Genomic DNA, 12,631 nt, shown 5'->3' with positions numbered 1-12,631 from the left:
TCATGAAACTGAAATTCACCAAGATGCACGGCGCCGGCAACGATTTCATCGTCATCGACGCCGTCAACCAGCAGGTCGAGCTGAGCCCCGCGCAGTGGGCCCGCCTGGCCGACCGCCGCTTCGGCATCGGCGCCGACCAGATCCTGATCGTCGAACGTCCGCTCGATCCAGGCTGCGATTTCCGCTACCGCATCTTCAACAACGACGGCGGCGAGGTCGAACAGTGCGGCAACGGCTCGCGCGCCTTCGTGCGCTTCGTCAGCGACAAGGGCCTGACCGACAAGCGCAGCATCCGTGTGCAGACCATGGCCGGCATCATCACGCCGCGCCTGGAAGAAGACGGCAGCGTGACGGTCGACATGGGCGCGCCCGTGCTGGAGCCGGCGCAGGTGCCCTTCGACGCCAGCGGCCTGGACGGCGTGGCCCAGGGCCGCGACACCCTGTGGCCGCTGACGGTCCGCGCGCGCGGTGCCGAGCAGACCGTGGTGGTATCGGTCGTCTCGATGGGCAATCCGCACGCGGTGCAGGTGGTCGACGACGTCGACAATGCGCCGGTCGCGGAGACCGGTCCGCAGATCGAACACCACCCGCGCTTCCCGAAGCGGGTCAACGCCGGCTACCTGCAGGTGCTGGACCGCGGCCACGTGAAGCTGCGCGTGTTCGAGCGCGGCGCCGGCGAAACCCTGGCCTGCGGCACCGGCGCCTGCGCGGCGGTCGTGGCCGGCATCCGGCGCGGCCTGCTGGACTCGCCAGTCCAGGTCGAGGCGCGCGGCGGCCGTCTGAGCATCGCCTGGGCCGGCGAAGGCCAGCCGGTCTACCTGAGCGGCCCCGCCGAGACCGTGTTCGAGGGCGAGATCACGCTTTGATCACCGGCGTCTGACGCGTCGTCAAGCTGCCAGGTCGAGGTCCAAAGAGCTCTCTGGCAGCAGGGTCCGCAGACGGTAGAGGCGCTGGCGATAATTCCCTTCCGGCCCGCCCGGGCCGCAGTCGACGCTCTCGAACAGGCGCCCGATGCGGTCGAGTAACTGGCGCTCCTGGGCGCTTTCCACCGTCACCAGACGGCGCCGGCTGCGGCCGTAGCTGGCGCGGATGTCGATCACCAGGCAATGGCCGCGATCCGCATTCCGGACCTCGAGCAGCAGCGCCTCGGCGCGGCTCAGGCCGAAGGCCAGCGCCAGTTCGAGGCGCGCCGCCAGCAGCGGAAAGTCCGACAGGTCGCGTCCCGCCAGCATCGCATCGAGGTCCTGCCAGGCGCCCGGGCCGCGCGGCGCGATCTTGTGCAGCATGGCGGCCGCCCTGGCGCAGCCCTGCACAGCCGCCTTCTGCAGCCAGAACACGGCGCGCACATCGTTACCCTCGTTCTCGCGGCGCGCACGCCAGGCGGCGTTGCCGCATTCCAGCTGGGCGTCGCGGTAACCCATCTCGGCGGCCCGCTCGAGGTATTTCTGGGCCTCGACTACATTCCGCTGGGAAAACTCCGGCTTCACATAGATGCGCGACAGCGCATACCAGGCTTCGGCCAGGCCCTGCTCGCCGGCCTGCAGCAGCCAACGCACCGCCTTCTTGAAGTTGGCCGCGCCGCTGCTGCCCGCGCCGCTTCCCGCAACGCGGCGGCCGTCGATGCGCATGCGCGCGGACCACAGGCCCAGCGCGAACTGGGCGTAGCGGTCCTGCTCGGCGGCGGCCAGTTCCCAGAAGGCATGCAGTTCGTCGGGCTCGACGTCGTGGACGACGGTGCCCTCGTCGACCAGGCGGGCGCAGCGCGACAGCAGGGTGACCTCGTCCGGTGCCAGGCGCGCGCAGGCCCGGTCCTGCGCCACCTCGGAATGGGCCAGGGACCGCGCAAGCGGCAGCGCACGCTCGAGATAGGCCTGGTGCCTGCCGGCCTCCCATTCCTGTTCCAGCAAGGCGAACTGGGCCGCGGTGACGCCATTGTCGGCGGCGCGCCGCAGCCAGCGCTGCCCGTTGCGGTCCGGCGCCGCGGTGCGCGGCATCGTGGCAGGGCTGCGCTCCGTGGCACCGGCGGCGGGTCCGGCTGCCGGCAAGCCGCCGGCCGGGATGCCGCGCTCCAGCCCGCCCGCGCGCGGCGCGGCCCCATGTTCGCGCGCCAGCAGCCACTGCGCCTCGGGGAAGCCGCCGCGGCCGGCGTCCTCGAGCGCACGCAGGGCCTTGGCGCGCTGCCCCGGCGCCACCCGCTCGCCGCCCAGCACCAGCTGTGCATAGACGAGCCCGGCTCGCGCCAGGCCGCCGTCGTAGGCGCGCTCGTACCAGCCGGTGACGGACTCGGAACTCTGCCGGGCGAGGTCGAGGGGTATATGGTTGCCGATCAGCTGCCATGCCTCGGCGCAACCTTGCCTTGCAGCACGATCCAACCAGTGCAGGGCGGTGGGCAGACTCTTCGGCAGACCGGTGCTGCCGAACAGGTAGAGCCGGCCGAGCGCCAGCTGGGCTTCGGCCCGGCCGGCGCGCGCGCCACGGATGATTGCTAGCTCTTCACGGTTTGCCATCGCTTGTCTTACTACGTATCGGTAATGGAAACGCCGCCGCAGATGCGTACAGAAGCATGCAAATCACGGTGAATACGTGACGGATCAGTTCGCCAAGCTGTGTGATCCGGTGTGCGGTTGACGGATGGGCCAGAGTCTATAGCCGGCTCAGGGGCGATTCGTTTGCGATTCCATGTGCATTTGAGGCTGCACAAATATCACTGCTTGTGCCTGGCTGGCATGATGACGCCCGGAAACTTAAACAAGGCTTAAGATTTCCCTGCTGCACGAACCCAGGCGTTTCGAAAATACAACAGCACGATTGGATTTATTGGCTTTCGACCAAGTGGAGCCGTCATAATTGACAAATCCGACAATCTTGACGCATTGAGAAACTAAAGTTCACACATCCGAGTGTTCAGCAACAAGAATAAGTCTCAATGCTCTCTGGATTCCTGCGATTCACTTTATAAGGAAACAATTAGATGAAAAAATCACTCTTGGCAGTCGCTCTGCTGGGCGCATTCGCCGGTGTGGCGCAAGCTCAAACCGCTGTGACGATCTACGGTAACATCGACGCCGGCCTGATCAAGCGTACCGACCAGACCCTGAACATCGGCAAGCGTGCCTCGAACACCCTGGGCTTCAAAGGTACCGAAGACCTGGGCAACGGCCTGAAGGCACTGTTCCAGATCGAAATGCGTTACGAGCCGGACACCGGCACCACCGAGAACAACGGCCGTCCGCTGTTCCAGGGCCAGACCCGCGTCGGTCTGCAAGGTGATTTCGGTATGGTCCGCCTGGGCCGTGGCCTGACCCCGTTCCAGGAAGTCGTCGGTTCGTTCGAGCCGTGGCACGGCCTGCCGTCGCCGGCCGGTTTCTACACCGACATCTCGGTCGCCGGCTTCAACTCGGCTCCGCTGGACACCAACACCAGCGGCGGTTCGCCGAACAACAACCGCATCTCGAATGCGATCTTCTATAACTCGCCGGTCGCCAATGGCTTCCAGGTGAACGCTTCGTGGGCAACCAAGGAATCGACCGGCGGCTCGCTGACCGGTATCGGCGCCGGCGCTGCTTCGTACGGCGTCAATGCCGAAGGCACCGTGAACCCGTTCTCGGTCGCTGCGACCTACAACAACGGTCCGGCAGCCGCGATGGTGGCTTACGAGCGTAACGCCGTCGAAAGCAAGGTGTGGTCGGTCGCCGGTTCGGTCGCCGCTACCCCGGAACTGAAGCTGATGGCTACCTACACCCACCAGGACCAGGAGCACACCAACACCCTGCGTCCGACGACCAAGGCATGGCTGGTCGGTGCGACCTACGCCGTCGGTCCGGGCAAGGTGCTGGCTGGTTACGGCCGCAAGCACATCGACAACACTGCTTCGACCAAGCAGTACTCGCTGGGCTACGAATACAACCTGTCGAAGCGTACCTACCTGTACGTGGACGCATCGCGTAAGAAAGACATCGTCAACGTCGCCACCGGCAACCTGGCTGGCACCCCGACTGTCAACCACTACGACGTGGGCGTGAACCACTCGTTCTAAGCCAAACCGGGAGCTTGCTCCCGTTTAGCTGAAGTCCGCAAGGGCGGGCCTGGGCAACCAGGTCCGCCCTTGTTGCATCCAGGCCTTGTGCGATTCGCGCAACGCTTACGCGGCTGAGCAGTATTGGCCGGCGCGAATTGATGGGCATCCGATGATGTCGATGCGGTCCGATTTGCCATGGGAGATGCGATGAAGAAGATCCTGCTGGGCGCGCTCGCCGGCGCCTGTGTTCCGACCCTCGTGCTGGCCCAGACCAGCGTTCAGTTCTACGGTATCGCCGATGCGGGCCTGATGTGGCAGCGCGGCTCCCACCCCAAGATCATCAGTGGTGGCGAAGACGGCTCGCGGCTCGGCGTCAAGGGCAGCGAAGACCTCGGCCGCGGCATGAAAGCCGTGTTCAACCTGGAGGCGCGCGTCGAACTCGACACCGGCAAGCAGCAGCCGGTCCTGATCAACGAGAACCAGGGCTATTACCTGACGCGCGGCATGGGCGCCCTGCCGCCCAACCTCCTGAGCGCCGTGCGCCGCGCGCTGCAGCCGCCCGGCGGCCCGGCTGTCAATCCGGAAAACGCCCTGTTCGACCGCACCGCCATGGTCGGCATGATCACGCCGCTGGGCGCGGTCCTGGTCGGGCGCATGTACACGCCGGGCTACGAAGTCTTCGCCGCCGCCGACACCTTCGAGGTCGGCACCGGCGGCACCTGGGGCAGCATCACCGGCGGCACCGCCGGCTTCCAGGCGCTGGGCGCCGACATCCGCTCCCAGCGTTCCCTGCAGTACCGGATCGCCCTGCCCTCCGGCATCGGCGCCTCGGTCATGATCGCGGGCCGGGGTTCCGGCTACTACGGCCTGTACAACAGGTTCTGGGGCGCGGCCATCACCTACAAGGCGAACGGCTGGGATGTCGGCATCGGCCACAACCACGGCTACGACCCGAACGGCGCGCCCAGCCTGCGCAGTTCGACGATCGGCGGCTCGTATGCCTGGAACGACTGGAAATTCTTCGCCGGCTGGCACGACCAGCGCAACCGTCATTCGACCCTGCTGCCCACCTATATCGCCGGCTGGGATGCTCAGATCGCGCCCCAGCTCGCGCCGCTCGGCCCGGCCACCGCCGCCGCCCTGCGCACCGTGTTCATCGACAACATCAGCTTCAACAGCCAGATCGATGCGGTGGGCTACCAGGTCGGGCTGCACTACCGCATCGGGCCGGGCCGCATCCTGGCCTCGGTCGCGCACCAGAACGACCGCACGGTGTCCGACAGCGATGCCACCCTGTTCGCTCTCGGCTACAACTACTTCCTGTCGAAGCGCACCGACATCTACGCGGTGGCCTCCTTCATCCGCAACCGGAACGAGGCCCAGTACAGTCCGGCCACGGCGGGGGCGCCGGGCGGCTTCACGCCCAAGCCGGGCGAGGACGGGCGCGCCTTCCAGCTGGGGATGCGCTACCGCTTCTGACGCCGGCGCCACGGCGACGGGCGGAACGGCGATGTTTATCTGCTTACGGCGTTTGCAGTCAGGTAAAATGAGCGGTCCACCTTTTTCGCAAGACCGTGCAATGACCGTAACGCTGGATCCCGCTGCCATCGCCCAATACCTGGTCGACCACCCGCAGTTTTTTGAAGAATACGCCGGCCTGCTGGGCGAGGTAAAACTGTCGAGCCCACTGACCGGCCGCGCCGTCTCGCTGCAGGAACGCCAGATGGAAGTGATGCGCGACAAGTACAAGGCGCTCGAACTGCGCATGTCGCAACTGGTGCGCCATGCCGAGGAAAACGCGGCGATCGCCAACCGTTTCCACGGCTGGACCCGCCAGCTGCTGGAAGCCGGCGCTCCCGACGAAGCGCCGGCCGCGATGCCGCGCGCCGTGGTCGACGGCCTGATCAAGCATTTCGTGGTGCCGCAGGCGACCCTGCGCCTGTGGAACCTGGGTCCGGGCCATGCCGACGAGTGGTATGCGAGCGACGTGTCCGACGACGTCCGCCTGTTCGCCAACGGCCTGCGTGCGCCGTATTGCGGCCCGAACCGCGATTTCGACGCCGTGCGCTGGCTCGAGGACAGCGCCTCCGTACGCTCGACCGTGCTGGTGCCGCTGCGCGCCGGCGGCTCGGCCTTCGGCCTGCTGGTGCTCGGTTCGCCGGATGCCGAACGCTTCGGCGCCAGCATGGCGACCGACTTCCTGGTCCACATCGGCGAGACGGCCAGCGCCGCCCTCTGCCCCCTGCGCGCTGCCTGAGATGGACAGCCCGGCCGCCGACGACTGGACCGGCCGCTACCTGGACGAGCTGCGCATCCAGCGCAAGCTCTCCAGCCATACCATCGCCGCCTATGCGCGCGACCTGGCCGAACTGTCCGCATTGGCCGGCCACAGCGACTGGACCAGGCTGAGCCATTTCGAGATCCGCCGCTTCGCCGCCAGACTGCATGCCGAGGGCCAGAGCCCGACCTCGATCGCGCGCAAGCTGTCCGGCTGGCGCGGCTTCTTCAACTGGCTGGCCCGCCACACGCTTCTTCCCGCCAACCCCGTCGAGGGCGTGCGTGCGCCGCGCCGCGCCAGGCGCCTGCCGAAAGCCCTGCCGGTCGACGACGCCGTGCGCCTGATGGAAGCGAACCGCCGCGGCCACCCCGAACCGGCCGAACTGTGCGACCGCGCGATGTTCGAGCTGCTGTACTCGAGCGGCCTGCGGGTCTCGGAACTGGTGGGACTGGACCTCGGCTTCGTCGCCGCCAGGGATGGCGCGCCGGCCTCGCTCGGCTGGCTGGAGCTGGGGGCGCGAGAAGTCGTGGTCACCGGCAAGGGCAGCAAGATGCGGCGGGTGCCGGTCGGCGGCCCGGCGCTGGAAGCGATCGCGGCCTGGCTGGCGGTGCGTCCGCCCAGCAGCGACGGCAGCCAGGCCCTGTTCCTGTCGGCGCGCGGCGCCCGCGTCACGCCGCGCGTGGTCCAGCACCGCCTGAAAGCCCATGCGCTGAAGGCCGGCCTGCCGGTCCACGTCCATCCCCACGTGCTGCGCCACTCCTTTGCCTCGCACCTGCTGCAATCCTCGGGCGACCTGCGCGCGGTCCAGGAACTGCTGGGCCACGCCAGCATCACCTCGACCCAGATCTATACCTCGCTCGATTTCCAGCACCTGGCGGCGGTCTACGACAAGGCGCATCCGCGCGCCAAAGCCAAGTAAGGACCGAAGCGGGCGCACGCACGGTCGTGCTCGGTGGTGACATTCGATAAATTCCGGCATAATCCCCCGATTCTCGGCGGCCGTCCGGCCCCACTTTGATCGGATAGCGAAATATGGAATTGATCCCCAGTACCATCCTGACCGGCTTCCTCGGCGCCGGCAAAACCACGCTGCTCAACCGCATCCTGCAGGAAAACCACGGCCTGCGGATCGCCGTGATCGAAAACGAATTTGGCCAGGAAAACATCGACAACGAAATCCTGGTGCAGGATTCGGGCGAGCAGATCGTCGAGATGAACAACGGCTGCATCTGCTGCACGGTGCGCGGGGACCTGATCGTCGCCCTCGGCAACCTGGCGCGCAAGCGCGATGCCGGCAAGCTGCAGTTCGACCGCGTGGTGATCGAGACCACCGGCCTGGCCAATCCCGGTCCGGTGGCCCAGACCTTCTTCGTCGACGAGGAAGTTGGCGCTCACTATCTGCTCGACGCCGTGGTGACCGTGGTCGACGCCCGCCACGGCATGGACCAGCTGGACCGCCACGAGGAGGCCCAGCGCCAGGTCGGCTTCGCGGACAAGATCCTGCTGTCGAAAACCGACCTGGTCGACGCCGCCGCCGTCGAGGAACTCAAGGCGCGCATCCGCCGCATCAATCCGCGTGCGCCGATCTCCACCTCCGACTTCGGCCGCGCGCCGATCCAGGAAGTGCTCGACCTGCGCGGCTTCAACCTGAACGACAAGCTGGAACTCGACCCGGCCTTCCTGACCGCCGACGAAGCCCACGATCACGGACATGAGCACGACCACGATCACGTCCACACCGAGGCCTGCGACCACAGCCACGATCACCACGACCATCACCACAGCCACCACAGCGACGACATCGCCGCCTTCGTGTTCAAGAGCGAGCGCGCCTTCGATCCGGAACGCCTCGACCAGTTCCTCGGCAGCATGGTGCAGGTGTTCGGCCCGAATATGCTGCGCTATAAAGGTGTGCTGTCGATGGCCGGCGCGGATCGCAAGGTCGTATTCCAGGGCGTGCATCAAATCATGGGCAGCGACCTGGGTGCAAAGTGGGGCGATCAGGAGCCGCGCGGGAGCAAAATGGTCTTTATTGGTAAAAATTTACCAAAAGACGTCTTTATCCGAGGATTAGAACAATGTTTGGTATAAACTACTCCGGTTCTGTATTGCGGGTCAGCCAAGCTGACTGTGCAGGCCGGTAGTCAAACGACTGAACAGTCCCGCCAGGCAGCGGGACAGGCGGGGCAGCAAGCCCTGCCGTCACGGCAGCGAATCAGCGCGCACACTGTCATAAAGTACCGCTGAGTAAGCTGATAAAATGGAAACTCTGTCGTATCAAAGGTAAGTGAAGTCATGACTAAAACAACGAAACCGAATACCGTGGCGCAGCCCGAAGACCGCCTCCTGACGGAAGAGGAAATTCGGGCCATGAGCGACGACGACTACATGAATCCGGCCCAGCTGGCGTTCTTCAAGAACCGCCTGCAGGAACTCGAGAAGGAACTGCTGAAGAACGCCGGCGAGACGACTGAGCACCTGCGTGAAACGGTGCTGGTGCCGGATCCGGCCGACCGCGCCACGATCGAGGAAGAACACGCGCTCGAACTGCGCACCCGCGACCGCGAGCGCAAGCTGCTCAAGAAAGTGCAGCAGTCGCTGGCTTCCATCGAAGCCGGCGAATACGGCTGGTGCGAGGAAACCGGCGAGCCGATCGGCATTCCGCGCCTGATCGCCCGCCCGACCGCCACGCTGTCGCTGGAAGCCCAGCAGCGCCGCGAACTGAAGCAGAAACTGTACGGTGATTGAACCGTGACGGTCTGCCCTGAAAAAAGCATGCGCCCATCGCATGCTTTTTTTATTTGGACGCCAGATAAATTTCCCATGGGATACACTAGCGTCGGCTAGCCTGTCGATTGACGCAGCTCAGGCGTGCGCGCCACGTGCCGCAGGCCGTCGTGCTACTGTCTCGACCGGTGAAAAACGGTAGACAAGGACCGACGTGGGATTCTTTTCCTTTCTCAAGAAAAAGGACGATGCGCCCGAGGCGCAGGCCGGCGCACGCCCGCGCGCCGCCATCGACAGCGCCGGTCCTGCCAGCGCCTTCGCGCCGTCCACCCGCATGCGGCTCGACACCGAAGCCGAGCGCGAGCGCCAGCGCGAGATCGCGCGCGCCACCGCCGCCAAGATCGACGAGATCGAACTGGAGATGGCTTCCGACATCTTCGACGACCGGGCCTGGGCCGGCAACCGGCGCACGCCGGCGGTCGCCGCGGGCCTGCCGAGCGCCTCCCTGCTCGAACTGAACACGGAAGGCCTGCTGGCCGAGGAAGGCACGCCGGACCCCGCCGCGGCGCCCTCCAGCGCGCCGGCCGTCGAGGAAGCGGCCATCCTGTATGCCAACGGCCAGGGCGAGGCTGCCGAAGCGGCCCTGCGCGCCTGCCTCGGCAGCCCCTGCCGCAATGAGCGCCAGCCCTGGTGGATGCTGTTCGACCTCTACCAGGTCACCGGCCGCGAGGCCGCGTTCGAGAGCATCGCGATCGACTACGCCAGCCATTTCGAGACCTCGCCGCCGGCCTGGCTGCCGCCGAACGCGCCGCCGGCGGCGCAGGCGGCCGGCCAGCCCTTCGCCGGCGTGACCCCGACCGCCACCCTGCCGGGCCGGCTCGACGCCACTGCCGGCGTCCAGCTGGCAAGGGTGCTGGCGCCCGCCGCCGGCCCGCTGGTGCGCCTGGAATTCGGCGCCGTCGCCAGCGCCACCGCGGAGGGCTGCGCGGTCCTGCTCGATGCCCTGCAGACCCTGCGCCGCAGCGGCCGCGAACTGGCCGTGGCCGGCGCCGACCACCTGATCGCCGTGCTGCGCCCGATGCTGGCGATCGGGGAGCGCGGCTCCGGCGAAGCGCCCTGGCTGCTGCTGCTCGAACTGCTGCTGCTGCTGAACCGCGAAAAGGATTTCGAAGAGACGGCCATGGATTACTGCGTCACCTTCGAGGTCTCGCCGCCCTCCTTCGAGGCGCCGGCGCGGGCCGCCGTCAGCGTCGGCGCCACCACGGACGGCAGCGCGGCCGCCGGCGACCGCTTCCTGCTGCCGGGCCTGGTCGAGGGCGACAGCGCGGCGCTGCTGGCGGCGATCGATGCCTATGCCGCCCAGCATCCCTCCCTCGTGCTGGACTGCTCGCGCCTGGCGCGCATGGACTACGTGGCGGCCACCGTGTTCGGCGCCCGCCTGCGCCAGCTGGCCGCGCATGGCAAGGGCAGCGGCAACGCCGATGCGCCGCGCAGCATCGAGCTGCGCGACCTGAACCACCTCGTGGCCGCCCTGCTGCGCCTGCTCGGCGTGGGAGAAGTCGCGCGCCTGTACGCACACAAATACTGAACAATATCGAACCGTAAGCCGGCTGCCGGACCCGACAGTTTCACCTTGTAATTGTATGGAGTAGCCCCACCTGCGGTTGGCAATCAACCACGAGGCAACTATGGAACAATTTCACGGCACGACCATTCTGAGCGTGCGGCGCGGCGAACAAGTCGCGCTCGGCGGCGACGGCCAGGTCACCCTGGGCAATGTCGTCATGAAGGGCTCTGCGCGCAAGGTGCGCAAGCTGTACCAGGGCAAGGTATTGTGCGGCTTCGCGGGCGGTACCGCGGACGCTTTCACCCTGCTCGACCGCTTCGAGGCCAAACTGGAAAAACACCAGGGCAACCTGCTGCGCGCCTCGGTCGAACTGGCCAAGGACTGGCGCACCGACCGCATCCTGCGCCGCCTGGAGGCGATGCTGCTGGTCGCCGACCGCGAGAAGACCCTGATCATCACCGGCAACGGCGACGTGCTCGAGCCCGAGGACGGCATCGGCGCGATCGGCTCGGGCGGCGTGTACGCCCAGTCGGCCGCCAAGGCCCTGCAGGAAAACACCGACCTGTCCCCGGCGGACGTCGTCAAGAAGGCGCTCACCATCGCCGGCGAGCTGTGCATTTATACGAACCTGTCCCACATCGTCGAGACGCTGGACTGAGCTGATCAATGAACAACCATCACATGAACATGACCCCCGCCGAAATCGTTTCGGAACTCGACAAGCACGTGGTAGGCCAGGGCAAGGCCAAGCGCGCGGTGGCGATCGCCCTGCGTAACCGCTGGCGCCGCCAGCAGGTGATTGAACCCCTGCGCCACGAGATCACGCCGAAGAACATCCTCATGATCGGCCCGACCGGCGTCGGCAAGACCGAGATCGCGCGTCGCCTGGCCAAGCTGGCCGATGCGCCCTTCATCAAGGTCGAGGCGACCAAGTTCACCGAGGTCGGCTATGTCGGCCGCGACGTCGACACCATCATCCGCGACCTGATCGACATCGGCGTCAAACAGACCCGCGCCAGCGAAATGAAGAAGAACCGCCAGCGCGCCGAAGACGCCGCCGAGGACCGCGTGATCGACATCCTGGTGCCGCCGGCGCGCGACTTCGGCTTCAACGTCGCCAGCACCGAATCGAAGGATGGTGACACCACCCGCCAGACCTTCCGCAAGCGCCTGCGCGAAGGCGCCCTCGACGACAAGGAAATCGAGATCGAAGTGCTTGACGCCGCACCCCAGGTCGACATCATGGCGCCGCCGGGCATGGAAGAGATGACCGAGCAGATCAAGTCGATGTTCGCCGGCGTCGGAGCAAGCCGCAAGAAGCCGCGCAAGATGAAGGTCAAGGACGCGATGAAGATCCTGATCGACGAGGAAGCCGCCAAGCTCGTCAACGAAGACGAGATGAAGCAGAAGGCGATCCAGACCGTCGAGCAGAACGGCATCGTGTTCCTGGACGAGGTCGACAAGATCGCCTCGCGCTCCGAGCAGGGCGGGGCCGACGTCTCGCGTGCCGGCGTGCAGCGCGACCTGCTGCCGCTGGTCGAGGGCACGACGGTGAACACGAAATATGGCATGATCAAGACCGACCACATCCTGTTCATCGCCTCGGGCGCGTTCCACCTGTCCAAGCCTTCCGACCTGATCCCGGAACTGCAGGGCCGCTTCCCGATCCGCGTCGAACTGGAAGCGCTGTCGGTCGAAGATTTCAAGAGCATCCTGACCTCCACCGACGCCAGCCTGACCAAGCAGTACGAGGCCCTGCTGGCGACCGAGGGCGTGAGCCTGGAATTCGCAGCGGAAGGCATCCACCGCCTGGCCGAGATCGCGTATTCTGTCAACGAGCGCACCGAGAACATCGGCGCCCGCCGCCTGTACACGGTGATGGAAAAGCTGCTCGAGGAGATCTCGTACTCGGCCAGCGACAAGTCGGGCCAGACCCTGGTCATCGACGCCGCCTACGTGAACGAGCGGCTCGACAAGCTGGCGGTCAACGAAGACCTGTCGCGTTACGTGTTGTAATCAAAGGAGCGAAGATGGCGAACAA

The 12,631-nt window shown here is 66.3% G+C and carries 11 protein-coding genes; 10 read left to right on the top strand and 1 reads right to left on the bottom strand.

The genetic code is table 11. From position 1 onward, the window contains the following. Positions 1-2 precede the first annotated feature (2 nt). Positions 3-866, top strand: coding sequence for a diaminopimelate epimerase (gene dapF / locus AC1DOP_RS17205; protein WP_477252403.1), 864 nt, complete (start codon positions 3-5; stop codon positions 864-866). Positions 867-887: 21 nt separating this feature from the next. Here the strand turns inward: dapF and AC1DOP_RS17200 are convergent, their stop codons facing one another. Then, positions 888-2,507 (bottom strand): tetratricopeptide repeat protein, encoded by a 1,620-nt coding sequence (locus AC1DOP_RS17200; protein WP_477252401.1) that lies wholly within the window; start codon positions 2,505-2,507, stop codon positions 888-890. 464 nt (positions 2,508-2,971) lie between these two features. Between AC1DOP_RS17200 and AC1DOP_RS17195 the strand changes: the two genes are divergently transcribed. From AC1DOP_RS17195 to hslU, 9 genes are all read left to right on the top strand, one after another. Continuing rightward, the gene (locus AC1DOP_RS17195; RefSeq protein ID WP_442123003.1) at positions 2,972-4,036 is read left to right on the top strand and encodes a porin; all 1,065 of its coding nucleotides are present in this window, start codon (positions 2,972-2,974) and stop codon (positions 4,034-4,036) included. 189 nt (positions 4,037-4,225) lie between these two features. After that, positions 4,226-5,497, top strand: a complete 1,272-nt coding sequence (locus AC1DOP_RS17190) for a porin (RefSeq protein WP_477252399.1) — start codon at positions 4,226-4,228, stop codon at positions 5,495-5,497. 100 nt (positions 5,498-5,597) lie between these two features. Continuing rightward, complete coding sequence (locus tag AC1DOP_RS17185) at positions 5,598-6,275, top strand: DUF484 family protein (RefSeq protein WP_442123001.1); 678 nt, start codon at positions 5,598-5,600, stop codon at positions 6,273-6,275. 1 nt (position 6,276) lies between these two features. After that, on the top strand, positions 6,277-7,215 hold the full coding sequence (gene xerC, locus AC1DOP_RS17180) for a tyrosine recombinase XerC (RefSeq protein WP_477252397.1): 939 nt from the start codon (positions 6,277-6,279) through the stop codon (positions 7,213-7,215). Positions 7,216-7,328: 113 nt separating this feature from the next. Continuing rightward, the gene (locus AC1DOP_RS17175) at positions 7,329-8,387 is read left to right on the top strand and encodes a CobW family GTP-binding protein (RefSeq protein ID WP_477252395.1); all 1,059 of its coding nucleotides are present in this window, start codon (positions 7,329-7,331) and stop codon (positions 8,385-8,387) included. A gap of 204 nt (positions 8,388-8,591) precedes the next feature. Then, positions 8,592-9,044: an RNA polymerase-binding protein DksA gene (gene dksA, locus AC1DOP_RS17170; RefSeq protein WP_442122998.1), complete on the top strand. Its 453-nt coding sequence runs from the start codon at positions 8,592-8,594 to the stop codon at positions 9,042-9,044. A 193-nt stretch (positions 9,045-9,237) separates the two neighbouring features. Next, positions 9,238-10,611: an STAS domain-containing protein gene (locus AC1DOP_RS17165; RefSeq protein WP_477252393.1), complete on the top strand. Its 1,374-nt coding sequence runs from the start codon at positions 9,238-9,240 to the stop codon at positions 10,609-10,611. Between the two features lie 100 nt (positions 10,612-10,711). Further along, positions 10,712-11,248, top strand: a complete 537-nt coding sequence (gene hslV / locus AC1DOP_RS17160) for an ATP-dependent protease subunit HslV (protein ID WP_442122996.1) — start codon at positions 10,712-10,714, stop codon at positions 11,246-11,248. A 23-nt stretch (positions 11,249-11,271) separates the two neighbouring features. After that, positions 11,272-12,606: an ATP-dependent protease ATPase subunit HslU gene (gene hslU, locus AC1DOP_RS17155; RefSeq protein ID WP_477252436.1), complete on the top strand. Its 1,335-nt coding sequence runs from the start codon at positions 11,272-11,274 to the stop codon at positions 12,604-12,606. Positions 12,607-12,631: the final 25 nt, after the last annotated feature.

It is taken from the genome of Massilia sp. 01N410 (assembly GCF_056399665.1).
This window is presented reverse-complemented; position numbering and strand designations above follow the sequence as displayed.

Excerpts from the sequence above, each read along its gene's own strand:
- dapF (WP_477252403.1), top strand. The coding sequence starts at position 3 with ATGAAACTGAAATTCACCAAGATGCACGGCGCCGGCAACGATTTCATC.
- AC1DOP_RS17200 (WP_477252401.1), bottom strand. The coding sequence starts at position 2,507 with ATGGCAAACCGTGAAGAGCTAGCAATCATCCGTGGCGCGCGCGCCGGC.
- AC1DOP_RS17195 (WP_442123003.1), top strand. The coding sequence starts at position 2,972 with ATGAAAAAATCACTCTTGGCAGTCGCTCTGCTGGGCGCATTCGCCGGT.
- AC1DOP_RS17190 (WP_477252399.1), top strand. The coding sequence starts at position 4,226 with ATGAAGAAGATCCTGCTGGGCGCGCTCGCCGGCGCCTGTGTTCCGACC.
- AC1DOP_RS17185 (WP_442123001.1), top strand. The coding sequence starts at position 5,598 with ATGACCGTAACGCTGGATCCCGCTGCCATCGCCCAATACCTGGTCGAC.
- xerC (WP_477252397.1), top strand. The coding sequence starts at position 6,277 with ATGGACAGCCCGGCCGCCGACGACTGGACCGGCCGCTACCTGGACGAG.
- AC1DOP_RS17175 (WP_477252395.1), top strand. The coding sequence starts at position 7,329 with ATGGAATTGATCCCCAGTACCATCCTGACCGGCTTCCTCGGCGCCGGC.
- dksA (WP_442122998.1), top strand. The coding sequence starts at position 8,592 with ATGACTAAAACAACGAAACCGAATACCGTGGCGCAGCCCGAAGACCGC.
- hslV (WP_442122996.1), top strand. The coding sequence starts at position 10,712 with ATGGAACAATTTCACGGCACGACCATTCTGAGCGTGCGGCGCGGCGAA.
- hslU (WP_477252436.1), top strand. The coding sequence starts at position 11,272 with ATGAACATGACCCCCGCCGAAATCGTTTCGGAACTCGACAAGCACGTG.